18 protein-coding genes are annotated in these 16,747 nt (G+C 62.8%); 10 read left to right on the plus strand and 8 right to left on the minus strand.

Going from position 1 to position 16,747, the window contains the following annotated elements; translation table 11 throughout:
• Window positions 1–20: 20 nt before the first annotated feature.
• The 3 genes from CVS30_RS01910 to CVS30_RS01920 are packed head-to-tail and all read right to left on the minus strand — an operon-like array spanning window position 21 to window position 2,829.
• A complete protein-coding gene (locus CVS30_RS01910; RefSeq protein ID WP_110483618.1) occupies window positions 21–914 on the minus strand; it encodes an ABC transporter permease in 894 nt (297 codons plus the stop codon).
• On the minus strand, window positions 914–1,795 hold the full coding sequence (locus CVS30_RS01915; RefSeq protein ID WP_110483619.1) for an ABC transporter ATP-binding protein: 882 nt from the start codon (window positions 1,793–1,795) through the stop codon (window positions 914–916). The genes CVS30_RS01910 and CVS30_RS01915 overlap by 1 nt, the downstream gene beginning before the upstream one ends.
• A 2-nt stretch (window positions 1,796–1,797) precedes the next feature.
• Window positions 1,798–2,829, minus strand: a complete 1,032-nt coding sequence (locus CVS30_RS01920) for an ABC transporter substrate-binding protein (protein WP_110483620.1) — start codon at window positions 2,827–2,829, stop codon at window positions 1,798–1,800.
• A 331-nt stretch (window positions 2,830–3,160) separates the two neighbouring features.
• Here CVS30_RS01920 and CVS30_RS01925 point away from each other — a divergent pair, with 331 nt between their 5' ends.
• From CVS30_RS01925 to CVS30_RS01935, 3 genes are all read left to right on the plus strand, one after another.
• Complete coding sequence (locus CVS30_RS01925; RefSeq protein WP_110483621.1) at window positions 3,161–4,033, plus strand: HpcH/HpaI aldolase/citrate lyase family protein; 873 nt, start codon at window positions 3,161–3,163, stop codon at window positions 4,031–4,033.
• Window positions 4,034–4,041: 8 nt separating this feature from the next.
• Window positions 4,042–4,968: a DUF2797 domain-containing protein gene (locus CVS30_RS01930; protein ID WP_245934383.1), complete on the plus strand. Its 927-nt coding sequence runs from the start codon at window positions 4,042–4,044 to the stop codon at window positions 4,966–4,968.
• A 134-nt stretch (window positions 4,969–5,102) separates the two neighbouring features.
• Window positions 5,103–5,363 (plus strand): DUF3188 domain-containing protein, encoded by a 261-nt coding sequence (locus tag CVS30_RS01935; RefSeq protein WP_110483622.1) that lies wholly within the window; start codon window positions 5,103–5,105, stop codon window positions 5,361–5,363.
• 34 nt (window positions 5,364–5,397) lie between these two features.
• Here the strand turns inward: CVS30_RS01935 and CVS30_RS01940 are convergent, their stop codons facing one another.
• Window positions 5,398–6,948: an MFS transporter gene (locus CVS30_RS01940; RefSeq protein ID WP_110483623.1), complete on the minus strand. Its 1,551-nt coding sequence runs from the start codon at window positions 6,946–6,948 to the stop codon at window positions 5,398–5,400.
• A gap of 78 nt (window positions 6,949–7,026) precedes the next feature.
• Here CVS30_RS01940 and CVS30_RS01945 point away from each other — a divergent pair, with 78 nt between their 5' ends.
• The 7 genes from CVS30_RS01945 to CVS30_RS01975 all read left to right on the plus strand — a co-directional run bounded on the left by CVS30_RS01945 (window position 7,027) and on the right by CVS30_RS01975 (window position 13,412).
• Window positions 7,027–7,593, plus strand: a complete 567-nt coding sequence (locus tag CVS30_RS01945) for a TetR/AcrR family transcriptional regulator (RefSeq protein ID WP_110483624.1) — start codon at window positions 7,027–7,029, stop codon at window positions 7,591–7,593.
• A 38-nt stretch (window positions 7,594–7,631) separates the two neighbouring features.
• Window positions 7,632–8,081, plus strand: a complete 450-nt coding sequence (locus tag CVS30_RS01950; RefSeq protein WP_110483625.1) for an FAS1-like dehydratase domain-containing protein — start codon at window positions 7,632–7,634, stop codon at window positions 8,079–8,081.
• Complete coding sequence (locus CVS30_RS01955; protein ID WP_110483626.1) at window positions 8,081–8,506, plus strand: MaoC family dehydratase; 426 nt, start codon at window positions 8,081–8,083, stop codon at window positions 8,504–8,506. Before CVS30_RS01950 ends, CVS30_RS01955 begins: the two co-directional genes overlap by 1 nt.
• Window positions 8,503–9,834 carry an MFS transporter gene (locus CVS30_RS01960; protein WP_110483627.1) on the plus strand — a complete coding sequence of 444 codons (1,332 nt, stop codon included), beginning with the start codon at window positions 8,503–8,505 and terminating at the stop codon, window positions 9,832–9,834. Before CVS30_RS01955 ends, CVS30_RS01960 begins: the two co-directional genes overlap by 4 nt.
• 9 nt (window positions 9,835–9,843) lie before the next feature.
• Window positions 9,844–10,929, plus strand: coding sequence for a UDP-N-acetylmuramate dehydrogenase (locus CVS30_RS01965; protein ID WP_110483628.1), 1,086 nt, complete (start codon window positions 9,844–9,846; stop codon window positions 10,927–10,929).
• 144 nt (window positions 10,930–11,073) lie between these two features.
• Window positions 11,074–12,198, plus strand: coding sequence for a fatty acid desaturase family protein (locus CVS30_RS01970; protein ID WP_110483629.1), 1,125 nt, complete (start codon window positions 11,074–11,076; stop codon window positions 12,196–12,198).
• An 86-nt stretch (window positions 12,199–12,284) separates the two neighbouring features.
• The gene (locus tag CVS30_RS01975) at window positions 12,285–13,412 is read left to right on the plus strand and encodes a winged helix DNA-binding domain-containing protein (RefSeq protein ID WP_110483630.1); all 1,128 of its coding nucleotides are present in this window, start codon (window positions 12,285–12,287) and stop codon (window positions 13,410–13,412) included.
• Window positions 13,413–13,504: 92 nt separating this feature from the next.
• Here the strand turns inward: CVS30_RS01975 and asd are convergent, their stop codons facing one another.
• The 4 genes from asd to CVS30_RS01995 form a co-directional block, all read right to left on the minus strand.
• On the minus strand, window positions 13,505–14,638 hold the full coding sequence (gene asd / locus CVS30_RS01980) for an aspartate-semialdehyde dehydrogenase (protein ID WP_110483631.1): 1,134 nt from the start codon (window positions 14,636–14,638) through the stop codon (window positions 13,505–13,507).
• A 125-nt stretch (window positions 14,639–14,763) separates the two neighbouring features.
• Complete coding sequence (locus CVS30_RS01985; protein WP_110483632.1) at window positions 14,764–15,267, minus strand: hypothetical protein; 504 nt, start codon at window positions 15,265–15,267, stop codon at window positions 14,764–14,766.
• Between the two features lie 91 nt (window positions 15,268–15,358).
• Window positions 15,359–15,931, minus strand: a complete 573-nt coding sequence (locus CVS30_RS01990) for a dihydrofolate reductase (RefSeq protein WP_110483633.1) — start codon at window positions 15,929–15,931, stop codon at window positions 15,359–15,361.
• The gene (locus tag CVS30_RS01995) at window positions 15,928–16,746 is read right to left on the minus strand and encodes a thymidylate synthase (RefSeq protein WP_110483634.1); all 819 of its coding nucleotides are present in this window, start codon (window positions 16,744–16,746) and stop codon (window positions 15,928–15,930) included. The genes CVS30_RS01990 and CVS30_RS01995 overlap by 4 nt, the downstream gene beginning before the upstream one ends.
• Window position 16,747 lies beyond the last annotated feature (1 nt).

The following is a 16,747-nucleotide window of genomic DNA, read 5'->3' on the forward strand; positions in this document are numbered from 1 at the left end:
TAAAGTTTGTGTCGAGGGCGTTAGGTGTTGATGGAGGTGCGCCACCGGGAAAAGTGACGTTCGGCGGTGACGAGCAGGACGTTCACGAGCAGTCCCAGGAGCGACACCGTGAGGATGCCTGCATACATTTGCGGGATAAGGAAGCTGTTCTGGGCGTTCGTGATGAGATAACCCAGCCCGGCCTTGGCACCCACCATTTCGGCTGCGATGAGCACCAGGATGGCGGAGGTTCCGGCCATCCGAATGCCGGTAAATATGGTCGGAACGGCGGAGGGCAGGATGACCTTGCGGAACAGTGCCGGACTGCGCAGACCCAACGACCGGGCCGCACGCACCAGCAAGGGATCCACGGTGCGCACCCCGGCGATCGTGTTGAGCAGGACGGGGAAGAAAGCCGCGAAGGCCACGATCGTGATCTTGGATTCCTCCCCGATCCCCAGTAGCAGCGTGAAAACCGGGAGTAACGCCAGCGCCGCCGTATTGCGGAACAACTCCAACAAGGGGTTCAGGAAGGAATGCAGCGGCCCATACCAGGCAATGACCAGGCCCAGAGAAATTCCAAGCACGACGGCGATGCTGAAGCCAGCTGCCGAGCGCGTCAGGCTCGCGGCAATATGGCTTTGTAACGCTCCCGTGGCGATGAGATCGGTTCCGGCGATCAAGACCTCGTGGAGGGGAGGGAGGAAGACTCGGGTGGATTCGCTTGCCAGATACCTTGGCCCAAATTCCCACAGGGCCAGGAACAACAAGATTGCCGCCGACTTCCACAGCAAGGTGGCGGCCGTGGTGAGGGACCCGCGCAAGGCGAGTCGCGCCGTCGAACGTTTCTTGTGAAGAGGCGGTGGGAGGGGAAGGTCTCGACGCGGCGGTGTGATGGGCGGCGCGGCGGGTCGTGGTGTGGTCAGGGTGCTCATCAGGCGGCGCTCCTTTGAGCCAAGAGGGGATGGTTGGCGGGGACCTCGTCGGGGGCACTCCCATCGGGGAGAACTTTGCGGTGTCCGGCATTTTGGGCGGCCTGGACCTCGTCGTGGAGCAGGGACCAGACCTTGTGGCGGTGTTCTACGAAGCGGGTGGTGGAGCGGATGTCACTTTCGCCCTCACGCTCGCCCAAGTCGATGTCGACGATGGCCTTGAGCCGGCCGGGGCGCGAACTGAGCACCGCGACACGTTGGCCCAAATACACGGCCTCGTCGATGCCGTGCGTGATGAAGACGACGGTTTTCCCCGTCTCCCTCCAGATCCGCAGCAGCTCATCCTGCAGCTGCTCGCGGGTCTGGGCGTCGAGCGCGGCAAACGGTTCGTCCATCAAGAGGATGTCGGGCTCGTAGGCGAGGCTGCGGGCAATCGCCACGCGCTGCTTCATGCCGCCCGAGAGCTCATGCGGATACCGCTCGGAAAAACCACTCAGGCCTACCAAATCCAGAAATTCGCCGGCTTTCGCCGCACGTTGGCGCCGGTTGAGCCCCGTGCCTTCTAGCCCGATGGAGACATTCCTTGCGGCCGTGCGCCACGGAAACAACGCGTATTGCTGGAAGACGACGGCACGGTCCTGACCCGGGCCGGTCACTTCGTGGCCGTCCACGAGCACCTGGCCCGAGGTCGGCTTAGCCAAGCCGGCCAGCAGATCCAGCAGCGTGGTCTTGCCCGAGCCGCTGGGGCCAACGATGGTCAGGAATTCACCTGGCCGGACATCGAGGTTGAAGTCGTCGAGGACGAGGAGTGAGTTAGGTGCTCCCTTGCTCGCCCGGACGGAGAATTCCTGCCCGACGTGGCGGAGGCTGATTTTCGCGGTCATGATTATCCCTTCGCTGCCGGGGTCCTGGTGCTGGCCAGATCGTTGAAGTCGTTGGTGTAGTACTTGCTGGGGGTCAGCTCACCGGTGATGAGTCCGGCGTCCTTGAGGTAATCGGCCCAGAGCGTGAAGTGCGCATCCTCGATGATTCCCTTGTTGGGGACGCCGACGCTCTTCCAGTACTGCAGAGTCTCGGTGCTTTCCTTGCGGCCCCGGGACTGGATGATCTTCGTGAACCGGGCAATGACGTCTGCTCGAGGTGTGGTGGTTTCCCATTCGATGGCCTTGGCGACGCCCGTCGTGAACGTCCGCACCGTGGTGGGGTTGGCCTTGATGAAGTCGTCGCGGAACACGTATTGGCCGCCCGGGAAAGAGCCAAAGAACTCCACATCCGTGAACAGCGAGCGGAGCCCGCCGGTGGCCAGCGCCCGGTCTTGCAACACCGAGCCGAGGGATCCGGCATCGACCTGTCCACGGCGGATAGCTTGCTCGGTGTCGTTGGGTGGCAGGACCACGAGCTGTACCTGTTTAATCTCAGCTTCGCTCAGCCCGTTGTGCAACAGATAGGTGTGGATCACGGCCTCGGATTGGCCGCCAAGGGTGTTCACGCCAATCTTCTTGCCGATGAGGTCCTTGGCGGTGCGGATGGGGCTGTCCTCGGGGACGTAGAAACCGGTGAAGGTCTTCGTGTCGGAACCGTAGTAGTTCACGACGCCGGTGATCTTGGCTCCGGCATCGGCCAGCTTGACCACGGCTCCTGTGAAGGCGCCGCCAAAGTCCGTTTGCGCTGTTGCTGCGGATTGAATGTCCTGCGGGCCGCTGATGGTGTTGCCGACCCATTCCAGGGTCAGTCCATCGAGGTATCCCAGGTCTGCGGCGAGTTCGGGTAAGGTGACGGAATTTGCCGAGCCTTGGTACTTCAGGGTCGTGACTTCCTCGCCGGCACCGCTGGCCGTTGCAGGACCGCCGCACGCCGAAACCGTCATCGAGAGGATGATGGCGGTCGCAGCGGTGACAAGTGGGAGGAAGCGTTTCATGAGGTCCAGTCCTATGGTTGGCCCTGCCCTCACTCGAGGTATCAGGGGGTTTCGTTGTGGTGCTGAGAACGATGTAAACGGACTTTTGCAACGGCGGCAATCATGTCCGACGTGCTGGGCAACGCTGAGAAATCTGGGGCAAGAAGGGGCAATGCCGCGTCATATTTCGTGTGTGTCGGGGCATGAACTGGCATGACAAAAGCCTTGACGCGAGCCACGCTCAGTGGTCTAGACCAGTACCCGTTTTTCTGGTGTATTCCGCCAGTAAAACTTGTGTCCAGTTGTGGCAGGCCACAAGGAATCTTGGTCTCAGCCCGTATACGGTAGAGATATGTCTAGCTCCGTTGGCGATGAAGCCGCTTCCGCACCTGTCCGCACTCGCAACATTCCTGCAGAAATTGCCCGCTCGTGGCTCCTGGTTCCGGCGACTCGTCCCGAAATGTTTGACGACGCCGCTAACTCCCGTGCCGACGCCGTCGTCCTCGATATCGAAGATGCCGTTGACCCTAAGAAAAAGGATGCGGCCCGCGCCGACGTCATCAACTGGCTCAGCAATGGTGGCCAGGCCTGGGTCCGCATCAATGACGTCCACTCGGACTTCTGGGCTGACGACGTAGCTGGACTGCGTAACGTCCCGGGTCTGCTCGGTGTCATGCTGGCCAAGACCGAAAACGCCGAGCAGGTCAAGGAGACCTACCACCGTCTGGATGGTAAGTCCCGCGTCCTCGCCCTGGTCGAGTCTGCCGTTGGTATTGAAGAAGCCAACAACATCGCCCGCGCCGAGGGTGCCTTCCGCCTGGCCTTCGGCTCCGGCGATTTTCGCCGCGACACCGGCATGTCGGCCGACCGCGAGGCCATGGCCTACCCCCGCGCCAAGCTCGTCGTGGCCAGCCGCGTTGGCAATCTGCCCGGCCCCATCGATGGCCCCACGGTGGGCACCAACCATCCGATCCTGCGCGAGCAGTCAGCCATCACGGTCTCGATGGGTATGACCGGAAAGCTGTGCCTGGCCACGGATCAGACCACCATCATCAACGAGGTCATCAGCCCCACACCGTCCGACGTTGCCTGGGCTACCGACTTCATGAATGACTTCAACGCCCGCGGCGGTGTCATCCGCGACGGTTCCGACCTGCCCCGTCTGGGCCGCGCCGAGAAGATCATGAAGCTGGCTATCGCCTATGGCGTCCAGCCCTCTGCCTAACAGCTAAGGTGATCGAGACTATCGATACCGCACTGGTCCGGGGGATCTCTTGGGGTTCCGCCGGGCCAGTGCTGTCTCTTCAAACGGACGACGGCGCTGCGCGGCTACCTTTGGCGGCGGGGCAGTGGCTCAGGTTTGAGGTACTTTCCGGTGGTGGCATCCCGGTACGGTTCTGCCTTGGATTTACTCGGCTCAAGGAATCGGGGGAGCACGAGCATTTCCCCTGTCCCTCGGCTCAGCCTGCCGAGCGCGGCTTCCACTGTGGTGCCTGCTTCGCCAAAGACCAACTGCGCCTCATGCACGACTTTCACCGCAGCGGACAAGGTTCGGTGGGGTTGAAAGCCTATTTGGCGCAGCAGCACTGGCTGTACATCGCCACCTTTGCCGACGGCACCACCAAGGTCGGCACGGCATCCGAGCGCAGCAAGTGGAGCCGCCTAGCGGATCAAGGCGCGCTCGTGGCGCGTTATGTGGCCCGGGCCCAGGACGGCGCCGTGGTCCGCCATTTGGAAGATGCCGTCTCGAGCAATCTGCCACCTACCCAATTTGTGCGTGGGGCAGCGAAATTTGCCGCACTCCTACAGCCCCGGCCACCCCTGCACCTGGAACAGACGAATAAGGCGATGGCCGACGTCGTGCGGGAATTTGTGTCAGGGATGAGCCTCGAGGGTTTCGAACCGGTCAATGAGCAATGGGAACGCAGCGCGATCGCGGAGGCCGTGGTTCAGCCCAGCCGCCGCACGGCCTATCCGCTGGCGCTGGATTCCGGCACCCACGGGATTCGGCTGGACGCCATGCTGGGGCCGGTCGCGCTGGTGGGCCTAGATGATATCGAGGGCGCATTCCTTGTGGATCTTGGCGGGCTCAAGGGGCGAAAAGTCCGCTTCGGCGAGTTCTCCACTGAGGTGCCGGCGCTGCAGGAATCGCTCTTCTAGCGCCCTCGTCTCCCTCCCCCAACGCCGCACCAGCAAAGTGCGGCTTTTTTCAAACGCGGCATCACTTTATGGCGCGTTACCCACCGCGTTCGACGCCGGGCCCAACCGGGAACGTCTCCCGGTACACTGAAGATGTGATTAATGACTTCTGGGAAACCGCTCCGCCGGCCTACAAATACGCAGTTTTTGGTGGCATGGGGCTGACCTTCATCGGCATCGTCATCATTATTATTGGCGCCGTCACGGCCACAGCGTCCATGACCTATGTCGCCCTGCCGTTTATCGGCGTCGGGCTTCTGACGCATATGGCCTCGCTAGGCCTGCGCGGCCACAATATCCGCAAGGAACTCAAGGCCGCCGAAAAGCGCGCAGCCGAGCGCGACGCCAAGAAATAACGCCGCGCCCGCTGACCCAATAAGGGGACCGGTATTAGTGCTCCACCGGTTCCGGGTTAGCCACTGCGCCACGCAGCGCCCACAGGCACATCATGGCCGCGCCCAGCATGAGCACAACGCTGACCATGGCCACCGTGCCCGAACCGGAGTCAAAGGCGTGCTTGGCTGACTCGAGGAGTGCAGCGCTCTGCTCGGGCGGAAGTGTGGCCGCCGCCTCGATGGCACCGCCTAGGGTCTGCGAGGCGGATTCGCCCAGAGCACCCGAGGCGCCCGCCGGAATCACCACATTCATGCGGTACGACGCCGCCAAAACGCTGCCCAGAATGGCGGTACCCAGAACCGAACCCACCTCGTACGCCGTCTCGGAAATGGCAGACGCCGCGCCAGCCTTGGCCGGGGGAGCGGCCGCCAGAATCAGGTCGTTGGAGATGGTCTCGGCCATGCCAACCCCGGCGCCGAGGACAGCGAAGGCAATGATGATGCCCAAGACGGAGCCGTCAGTGTTCTGCCACACGATCAAGAATGCCGTGGCATTGAGCAACAAGCCTCCGGCCACTAGATATGCCGGCTTGATACGGCCCGCGAGGCTCGCAACGAGGAGCCCCGAGATGATCGTGATGACCAACCCCGGTACTAATACGTAGGCGGCGTGCGTGGGGGACAGTCCCACCACGAGCTGCAGATGCTGGGTCACGAAGTACAAGAAACCCACGAGCGCGAAGATGCTCAACAGATTGGCGCTGACGCTGCCGCTGAAGACGGGGTTCTTGAAGAGCGAGACATCCATCATGGGATTCGTGCGGCGCTGCTGGCGGCGCACAAAGACCACGCCGAGGCCCACGCCGACAACGATCAGGGCCAGGTTGATGACGGAGAGGCCCGACTGAGCGATTTCCTTGATACCGAAGATGGCCGGAATCATGGCGCCAAAGGAGAGCGCAATGCTCCAGAGATCGATCTTGCCCGGATTGGGGTCCTTGGACTCGGGGACAAAGATGGGGGCCAGAATCAGGAACGGCACCAGGACAGGAACCGACATCAGGAAGACCGCGCCCCACCAGAAGTGCTCCAGGATGAAGCCACCCACGATGGGGCCCAGGGCGGCACCGCCGGAGAAGCCCGCGGCCCACACGGCAATCGCGGTCCGTCGCTGTGCCGGATGGAGGAACAAGTTGCGAATCAGGGACAGGGTGGAGGGCATCAGCATGGAGCCAAAGAGACCCAGCAATGCGCGGCAGGCAATGAGCGTCTCGGCATTGGGTGCAAAAGCAGCAAAGACGGACACCACGGCGAAGCCGGTGCTACCGATCAACAGCATCTTGCGGCGACCAAAGCGATCGGCCATGCTGCCCATCGGCACCAAGAGCGCCGCCAAAACGAGCGGATAAACATCAATCATCCACAGCAGTTCCGAGGCAGACGGCGCAAGCGCCAGTGAGATCGACGGGATTGCGAAGCTGAGCACCGTGTTATCGACGGAGACCAGCAAAACCGGCAGCATCAAAACGACCAGGGCAATCCACGTGCGGATTCCTGCTCGTTGTGGGGTGAGGGCCGGAGAAGTGGGGAGAGTTGTTGACGCCATGACCCTAGCCTATACCGTCCAGCCGGTACAGTAAACCGTCTGGACGGTGCACTCCATCACCTCTTGTACTCTGGAGGTATGACTTCTCAGACATCCACGCGCGATCGGATCCTTGGCGCATATGAGGACCTGCTCATTGAGGACGGCCCCCGGGCCGCGACCTTGGATGCTGTTGCGGCGGCGGCTGGCGTTTCAAAAGGCGGTCTGCTCTACCACTTCAAGAGCAAGGAAGCCTTGACGGAGGGCCTGCTCGTGAAACTGCGCGGACACGCCGAACTAGATTTTGCCGCCATGGCCGCAGACCCCGAGGGTTGCGCGAGCTACTACGTGCGTACCAGCGTCTTTGGCGACACGCCTTTTGACCGCTCCATCGTGGCCGCCCACCGCCTCATCCAAAGCGATGACGATGTGGTGCGCCACGTGTTCTCGGAGATTCACTCGCGGTGGTTTGAGCTGATTCAACGCGATATTGCCGATCCCGCCGTGGCCCGCGCCGTCATGTTGCTCGGCGATGGGCTGTACTTCAACGCCACACTTTTCGGTTTCCCGACCGGCGGGACAAACGCCACGAACCCGCAAGAAAAGGTCGATGTCGCATCCCTTCTGGAAGTTGTCGCGAGAATGAAGTCCGGGACTCGGTCTTAGTATGCGCGCGGCCCGGTCCGGGCTATAGGCTTGAAGGTATGAGTATTAATCCCGAACTGCAGGGGCGCAGCTACCAGTTAAACGATGTTTACAGTGTGGGCCGAGAGTCCATCCGTGACTTCGCCCGCGCCGTCAAGGCCAGCCATCTTGCACATTTTGATGTTGCCGCGGCTCAGGCTCTGGGTCACGCCGATCTGATTGCCCCGCCCACGTATGCCATCATCGTGGCTCAGCGTGCCGATGCGCTGCTGATCAACGATCCCGAATCCGGCATCGATTTCTCCCGCGTGGTGCATGCCGAGCAGCGCTTCACACACCACAAGGCCATCGTGGCTGGCGATGAGCTCGTTGCAGAACTGCACGTGGACACTGTCCGCGGCATGGGCGGCGGGGCCATGATCACCACTCGCGCCGAAATTTCAACGGTCGACGGCGTTGCTGTCGCCACCACCGTCTCGGCCATCCTGGTCCGCGGGGAGGGACAGTAATGAACATTGCAGAACTAGCCGTGGGTACCGAAATCGGAACACGCACCATAGAGATCTCCCGCGCGGACCTCATCAAGTACGCCGGGGCCTCGGGAGACTTCAACCCCATACACTGGAATGAACGCTTTGCCCGCGAGGTGGAACTGCCCGGCGTGATTGCCCACGGCATGTTCACCATGGGTGCGGCCGTGCAGTTGGTGACCGACTGGATTGGTGACCCGTCCGCCGTCGTGTCTTATGGCACGCGCTTCACCAAGCCCGTTCCCGTTGCCGACCTCGAGGGTGAGCCGGGCGCCGTCGTCACTGTTGTTGGCGTTGTTGGCGCCCTGGATTCCGACGCCGGGACCGCACGGATTGATTTGACCGTCACCTTGGACGGCCAGAAAGTTTTGGTCAAGGCGCAAGCCACGGTACGCGTGACGTGAATCGAGTCAACGCCTGGCGCAATGGAGTAGTCACCGCGTATGCCGGATCCGGCTTGGTCTTTGCGACCTGGGTTTCCCGTATCCCGGCGATTCGCGATGATCTTGACCTGACCCCCGGTCAGGTCGGGCTCATGCTGCTGTGCATGTCATTGGGATCATTTATCTCGGTGGCGGCGTCAGGGTTGATTGTGTTGCGGCTTGGTTCCAAGCTGACAACGCGGATAGCGAGTGTGGTCCAAGCCCTTGGCGTCATCGTCATGGGGCTGGGCGCCACGGTGTTTTCCGACGCCATCGTGGTGGGTGCCGGGCTGGTCCTTGTGGGGCTGGGCACCGGCTGCTGGAACACCTCATCCAATATTGAGGGCGCCGCGGTGGAACGAGCCTTGGGCCGGCACATCATGCCCCGGCTGCATGGCGCCTTTAGTATTGGCACCGTGGTGGGTGCCGGCGTTGGGGCGCTGGCCGCAGCGGTGCACCTGCCGGTTGCGATTCACCTCTCGGTGGTTGCGATTGCCGTTAGCACCGCCGTCTTCATCGGGGCAGGTCACTACCAGGCGGACAAGCTCGGCTCCAATGGGCTCATGGTGGATGTTATCGAGGCCAGTGCGGTTCCGGGCACGGGCCCCATTCCTGTCGTCGCCCAGAACGGCGACCACGGCCAGGGTGCCAGGACTAATGCCGCCCTGCTTGAGGCGGAACGAGCAGCCAAGGCCGCCAAGCGGGACGGTAAAGCGAAAATTTCTGCGGCCTGGCGTGATCCACGCACGCTCATGCTCGGCGCTCTGGTGCTGGGCTTGGGCCTGGCTGAGGGTGCCGCCGGCGACTGGGTGGCTCTGGCCATGGTGGATGGGCATGATTCCACGGCGGCCCTGGGCGCCTTGGGCTACGGCATTTTTGTGTCCGCCATGACGATTGGGCGCTTCGCCGGCACGGTGGTCCTGGACAAGTTCGGCCGCGTCATTGTGCTCCGGGTGGGCGCCTCGCTGGCCGTGATTGGCTTGGCCCTCTTTGTCTTCGCTCCCACAGCCGAGATTGCCATGGCCTCCTTGATCTTCTGGGGCCTGGGCTCGGCCCTGGGCTTCCCCGTCGCCATGTCGGCGGCCTCCGACGACCCCGAGCACGCCGCGGCTCGTGTCTCCGTGGTCTCCACCGTTGGATACGGCGCCTTCCTCGGTGGCCCGCCACTCCTGGGTCTACTGGCCGAGCATGTTGGGGTGCTGCATTCACTTCTGGCCGTGCTGATCATGCTCGTGATTGCCTTCTTCCTCACCCCGGTTGTGCGCAGGCCCGCGTATCTGGACAGCGATGAGCACGCCCTCAAGGGATAGTCTGGACTGGTGAATGAGCAAAAATTCCTTAGTTCCCTGACAACCCTCGCCGTGGGCGGGCCTGCCCGGAAATTTATTGTGGCCACCACCGAGGCCGAGATCATCGCCGCCGTGCGTGAGGCCGATGCCGCGGGGGAGCCCCTGCTGATCCTTGGCGGCGGCTCGAATTTGATCGTGGCCGACGCGGGATTTGCCGGCACTGTGGTGCAGATTGCCACGCAGGGCTATACGGCGCCCTCGCAAGATAGCTGCGGCGGCGCCTCCGTGGTGGTGCAGGCCGGTCACAACTGGGACGATTTTGTTCACCAAACCGTGTTGCACGCCTGGAGCGGCATCGAGGCGCTCTCGGGTATCCCGGGCAGTGCCGGAGCCACCCCCGTGCAAAATGTTGGCGCCTACGGCTGCGAGGTCTCGCAAACCATCGCCTCCGTGCGCACCTGGGATCGCGAGCACAACGCCATCCGCAGCTTCACAAATTCCGAACTGAAATTTGGCTACCGGGAATCCATCCTCAAGGCCACCACCGTCAACGGTTCACCCCGCTACGTGGTCCTCACGGTGGAATTCCAGCTCTTGTTGGGCCGGATGAGCGCCCCTGTGAAGTACGCCGAGTTGGCCCGACGCCTCGAGGTTGAGCCGGGCCAGCGTGCCAATTCCCTAGAACTGCGCCGCACGGTCTTGGCGCTGCGGGCCTCCAAGGGCATGGTCTTGGACCCCGAAGACCGCGACACCTTCTCCACCGGTTCCTTCTTCACCAACCCGATCGTGACCACCGAGATAGCCGCCGCGCTGCCCGCGGAGGCGCCACGGTACCCGGCCGGAGAGCTGGTCAAGCTCAGCGCGGCCTGGCTCATCGAGCAGGCCGGATTCTCCAAGGGCTTCGGCCTCGCCGGAGAGCTGCAGCACGAGAAGGACGACGCCGGGACCCCGCCTCGGGCGTCCCTGTCCACGAAGCACACCCTCGCCATCACGAACCGTGGCGGGGCTAGCGCCGAAGACGTCTTGACGGTGGCGCGGGAGGTGCGGGACGGCGTCGAACGTGTCTTTGGGATCACGCTGGAACCCGAGCCGGTGCTGGTGGGCTGCGCTCTCTAGGCGTCGACCCCGTACCTGAGTAGGGGGTCAAGACGGCTCCCGGGTGTGATGTGTGCGGCACGCTCCGAACGTAACGTTATGGGTAGATTCAGACTTTTTCGTTACGTGATGATTGGGCATCCGTGAGGCACCAAGAGGAGCACAATGTCATCCGCAACGCTTGATTCCACAGAGCTATTAGACGAGACACCGGCCGAGAAGGTTGCGCGGAAACGTCCGGCTCGTGATCGCCATGTCACGGACTTTATTGCGCTCACCGAGCAGGTTCGTGCCGCGGGGTATATGGAGCGCGACATCAAATGGTACGTGCTGCGGATTATCCGTCAGAGTATCGGCTACCTCGCTGTGCTGGCGTTGTTCCTGACGCTGGGGCAGAGCTGGTGGCAGATGGTCACGGCCGTGCTGTTCGCCTTCATGTGCACGCAGACCGCGTTTATCTCGCACGACGCCGCGCACCGTCAGGTCTTTGCCTCGGCGAAGAAGAACGCCTGGCTGGCCCGCATCTCGGGAAACTTGTTCGTTGGCCTGAGCTACGGCTGGTGGATGAACAAGCACGGCAAGCACCACCTGAACCCGAACAAGATCGGGGTGGATGGCGACATCGATCCCGGCGCGCTCGTGTTTGACCCCGAGAATGCTGCCAAGCGCACCGGTTTTGCAAAGTGGTTCGCCCGCCGTCAGGGTGCCTTCTTCTTCCCACTGCTCACCCTCGCCGCGCTGGATCTGCACATTGCAGCCGTGAAGCGCGTGCTGGATCGCAAGCAGATTGTGCCGGAACGTACGGCCGAGATCGCCTTGCTCGTTGTCCGTCTGGTGCTCCTCCCCGCCTTCACCGTGTGGTTCCTCGGATGGGGCATCGGCCTGACCTTCGTGGCCGTGCAGATCATGGGCCTTGGCCTGTACATGGGTTGCGCGTTCGCCCCGAACCACAAGGGCATGCCCTTGGTGCCCAAGGACGTCAAGATTGACTTCATGCGCCGCCAGACCCTCATGAGCCGCAACATTTCCGGTGGCTGGTGGGTAGATGTTGGTATGGGCGGCTTGAACTACCAGATCGAACATCACTTGTTCCCGACCATGTCCTCCAAGAACCTGAAGGCCGTCCAGCCCATGGTGCGTCAGTACTGCGCGGAGCGGAACATCCGGTACACGGAGACCACGCTGGGCCAGTCGTACATGATCGTCATGCGCTACCTGAACCGCGTGGGCCTGGGCCAGCGCGACCCGTTCGAGTGCCCCATCACGGCCAACATGCGCACGGCCCGCTAGCCTCCCGCCCACCCAACGCGGCATCACTTTCCGGCTCTTTTTGCCAAACGCTGCACCACTTCACGGCGTGGGGTTAGATTTGGGACATGACACATCGCGTTGCCCCGCTGACCTTGGCCAAGCTCCGGCTCGCCGCACAGCTCATCCTTCCAACGTCCACCAGCCCCACACGCGGGCCGGTGGACGTTGTGCGTTGGTTGACGGCGCTGCAGAGTCAGGACCTGCCCGGCGCGTTATGGGCCATTGGCCTGCGCTCGCCCGGCATTGGGCGCAGTGAGGTGGTGGCCGCGTTTAACAGTGGTGAGCTTGTGCGCTCCTGCCCGTTGCGCGGCACCCTGCATGTCACGGCTGCCGAAGACCTGGGCTGGATCCTGTCGCTGACGGCTGGGCGCATGCAAGCGTCTCAGGCTAGCCGCCACAAGCAGCTGGAGATTTCCGCGGCCGACATCGATCTGGTGCGCGACCTTACCCTCGATCTCCTGGAGCAATTGGGTGGCCGGGCTACGCGAGAAGACTTCTTCGCCGCATGTGAGCAGGCAGGCCAAGGCACCAAGGCCCAGCGCGGCTATCACCTGTTGTTCCTGCTGTGTCTGGAGGGAACCCTTGTGCAGGGGCCAATGAATGGCGCCAGCACGGGCACGACCCAGTTCTACGTCAGCTCAAAGGACTGGATCAAGGCACCGCGCATCCTCGGCAAGGAAGAAGCGCTCGGGGAACTGGCTCTGCGCTACTTTCGAAGCCATGGTCCTGCCACGATCAAGGACTTTCAATGGTGGGCCAAGCTGACGCTCAAGGACATCAAGCTTGGCTTGGACCGGGCGCAGGGCAGCCTCGAGTCATATGAGAGCGACGGTGAACGTTATTGGTTAGCCCCGGAGACTGCCGAGCTCCTCGGCGGCCCGGTGTCCGGCGACCGCTCGGTGCTGTTGCTGCCCGGATTTGATGAATATGTGCTCGGCTATACAGATCGCAGCGCCGCACTGGCCCCGGACTATGCGCCCAGGATCGTGCCGGGAAACAACGGCATGTTCAAGGCGACCGTCGTGGCGGGCGGCAGGGTGGTGGGCACTTGGCGCAAGGCCCAAGGTGCGGCGGAGCGGGAAAGGCAACTGGCCGACGTCGTACTTCCGGAGTTTTTTGAGGAGCTGAGCCCCAATCAGCACAAGGCGCTGGAGGTCTCGGCGAGGAAATACGCCACGTTCCTCACCGCTTAAAAATCTGTGTCGCAGTTGCTACCGAAAAAACGCCTTAGAAAGCGTTTTTTGACGTAACAACTGCGACACAGATTCGGGAAGGGACGGGTGGGCTAGAGCGTGCCGACCGCGATCTTCAGCATGCGGCGCAGCGGCTCGGCGGCACCCCAGAGGAGCTGGTCGCCCACGGTGAAGGCGCTGATGTACTCGGGGCCCATCTCCATCTTGCGGATACGGCCCACGGGAACCTCGAGCGTGCCGGAAGCAGCCACGGGGGTTAGGTCAGCCATGGAGGCTTCCTTCGTGTTGGGCACCACCTTGGCCCACTCGTTGTCGTTGGCCAGGAGTGACTCGATCTCGGCCACGGAGAGGTCCTCGCGGAGCTTGAGCGTGAGTGCCTGCGAGTGGGAACGCATGGCGCCGATGCGCACGCACAGGCCGTCCATGATGACGCGGTTGGCGTCGGTGGTGCCGAGGATCTTGTTGGTTTCAACCCCGGCCTTCCACTCTTCCTTGGACTGGCCGTTGCCCAAATCGGCGTCGATCCAGGGGATCAAGGAGCCGGCCAGCGGCACGCCGAACTGCGACGCGTCAACGCCCTCGCGCTGGTGAGCGAGTACCTTGCGGTCAATGTCTAGGATTGCGGAGGCCGGATTGTCCAGTTCCGAAGAAACCTCGGAGTTCAGGGTGCCGAACTGGTTCAGGAGCTCGCGCATGTGGCGCGCGCCGCCGCCGGAGGCAGCCTGGTAGGTCATGGACGTACCCCACTCGACGAGGCCGTTCTTGAAGAGTCCGCCCAGGCCCATGAGCATGCAGGACACGGTGCAGTTGCCGCCTACGTAATCGCGCACGCCGGACGCCAGACCGGCATCGATCACGCCGCGGTTGATGGGGTCCAGCACGATGATGGAATCGTTGTTCATGCGCAACGTGGAGGCCGCATCCATCCAGAGCCCGTCCCAGCCGCGGTTGCGCAGCTCGGTGTGCACGCGGGAGGTGTAATCCCCGCCCTGTGCCGTGACAATAATGGGAAGTTTCGCCAGAGTGTCAATATCAAAGGCGTCTTCGAGTTTGCCGGTGTCGCCGCCGGTAATCGCCGGGGCAGCGCCGCCGGCGTTCGAGGTGGAGAAGAAGACGGGGTTGATATCGCCGAAGTCGCCTTCGTCCTGCATACGCTGCACCAGGACGGAACCGACCATGCCGCGCCAGCCGACAAGGCCGACGGAAGGAACACTGTTATTGGTCATGCCCCAAGTTTACGGTGGAGGGGCAAACCGGCGGCAAATCCGTGTCATCTGATGAACACGTACGACGGCGTGACGCACCACCGCGGGAAGGTACCTCCGCGCGCGGGCATCTTCGACGGCAAAGCTTAACGGGTGTAGTTTCCCGGCCGGGGGTTCTCGGCAAGCATGGGCGTCCCGGACGGCGTGGGCAGGCCCCGCTGATGGCGCAGGAGCGTGGCCTTGGCCTCGATGAGCAGATAGCGACCCACGACCACAAGGATGAGCAGGGAGAGCCCGAACCCGAACCACAGGCCCCCGTGGACGCCTCCGGGATTCTCCCTGGCGCTGCCCACTATGGCGAGGACCATCATGACGTTCAAAAAGAGCAGGGCTGCGGTTGCTACTACCCAGCCCCAAACAGTTCGAATCACCGGCCCCTGTCCACCCCGCCACACGCCGTACTCCTCGGGCAGGTAGCTGACCAGCTCGCCATTGTTGGCGCGTACAAGGTAACGCTTTTGGCCGCTGGCAATTGCCGCATCGTGCCACGCTATAGCTTGGGCGTCGCGCAGTTTCCGCTGGTCGTGCTTCTCGCGTTTCTCGCGCTGCTTCTGGTGCCAGTGCCGGTCACGCTCCGCCTTGGATCTCATCCGGACTACTTATTCTTGCGCGGCACGCGGGCGGCGCTGAGCCACGTCTGCCGGCGGTTGGCAACACTGAAGGTCCAGGGCACTGCCATGACTATTCGGCCTCAAATTCGGTCTCGCCCTTGGCCCACAGCGTGATGCGGTATTCGGTGCCGTTCTTGGCTCTCAGCCACCCCTCGGCCGGGGTCGCGCCACGGAACGCCCAGTCCGGACCCAGCCCCGGCGCCTGCGTATCCCCGGCGACATCGGTGTTGATGACGGTCACGACGGCAACATTGCAGTGCTCCTGTGCCTGCGCGTACACCTGCCCGCCACCAATGACCCACACCTCGTTGCCGCCGGGGGAGAACTGCGCCTCAACGAGCGCCTCCTCCAGTGAGTCAAGCACGACGGCGCCACTAGCCTCGGGCGTCGCGCCCCACCCCTCCTGTCGGGTCACCACGATGTTGGTGCGGTTCGGGAGTGGACGGAACTTGTCCGGGAAGGACTCCCAGGTGCGCCGGCCCATGACCACGGGGTGTCCCTCGGTGACGCGCTTGAAGTGGGCCATGTCCTCGGGCAGCTGCCAGGGCATGCCTCCGTCGGCGCCGATCACTCCGGTGTTGGTCTGTGCCCAGATCATGCCCACAATGGGCTGGCTGAAGCGGTAGCTCTTGGGGGTGCTCATACGGCGATCGGTGCCTTAATCGTCGGGTGGTGCTGGTAATCGACCAGCTCGAAGTCTTCAAAAGTGTAATCGAAGATGGAGTCCGGCTTCCGGGTGAAGCGCAGCTTCGGGTACGGGTACGGCTCACGCGTGAGCTGCTCGGTGACCTGCTGAACGTGGTCGTCGTAAATGTGCACGTCGCCGCCGGTCCAGATGAACTCGCCCGGTTCCATGTCGAGTTGGTGTGCCACCATCATGGTCAGCAGTGCGTACGAGGCGATGTTGAACGGGACGCCCAGGAAGGTGTCGGCCGAGCGCTGGTAGAGCTGGCAGCTGAGCTTGCCGCGGCCATCCTCGGTCGGGGCAACATAGAACTGGAAGAAGGCGTGGCACGGAGGCAGCGCCATGTTCTTCAGCTCACCGACATTCCAGGCCGAGACGATGTGGCGGCGGGAATCCGGGTTGTTCGCCAGCGAGTCCATGACGGCGGCAATCTGGTCGATGTGTTCCCCGTCCGGCGTAGGCCAGGAGCGCCACTGGACGCCATAGATGGGACCCAGCTCGCCGGCGTCGTCTGCCCATTCGTTCCAAATCTTGACGCCATTTTCCTGTAGCCACGCCACGTTCGAATCGCCGCGCAGGAACCACAACAGCTCCATCGCGACCGACTTGAAATGCACGCGCTTCGTGGTGATGAGCGGGAAACTCTCGCTGAGATCAAAGCGCAGCTGGCGGCCAAAAACACTGCGCGTACCAGTGCCGGTGCGGTCCGATTTCGCGGTGCCGGTCGCCAAAACATCGCGGAGCATATCTTCGTACGGGGTCTCAATAGTCACG

It is taken from the genome of Arthrobacter psychrolactophilus, from assembly GCF_003219795.1.
Taxonomy (GTDB): domain Bacteria; phylum Actinomycetota; class Actinomycetes; order Actinomycetales; family Micrococcaceae; genus Specibacter; species Specibacter psychrolactophilus.